Source organism: Salmonella sp. SAL4457 (genome assembly GCF_046548235.1).
Classification (GTDB): Bacteria; Pseudomonadota; Gammaproteobacteria; order Enterobacterales; family Enterobacteriaceae; genus Salmonella; species Salmonella enterica.
Map to the genome: position 1 here is coordinate 1 of NZ_JBGDZO010001100.1, position 246 is coordinate 246.

Below are 246 nucleotides of genomic sequence, written 5' to 3' on the forward strand. Positions count from 1 at the left end.
GCCTCGCTGTTCATCGCCAACGTCATGCTGATCATCCTCAACGTGCCGATGGTCCGCGTATTCACCCGCATCCTCGCGGTGCCGAACTGGGCCCTGGTGCCGGCCATCGCGATCATCACCGGGATCGGCGTGTACGGCGTGCATGCGACCACCTTCGACCTGTTCCTGATGGTCGGCATCGGCGTGATCGGCTATATCCTGCGCAAGCTCGACTTCCCGCTCTCGCCGCTGCTGCTGGGCTTCATC

1 protein-coding gene is annotated in these 246 nt (G+C 63.4%); it reads left to right on the forward strand.

Annotation, left to right across the window (positions count from 1 at the left end):
* Positions 1-246, forward strand: a 246-nt coding sequence (locus tag ACLJNW_RS27585) for a tripartite tricarboxylate transporter permease (protein WP_410961745.1), incomplete at both ends; no start/stop codon positions are given.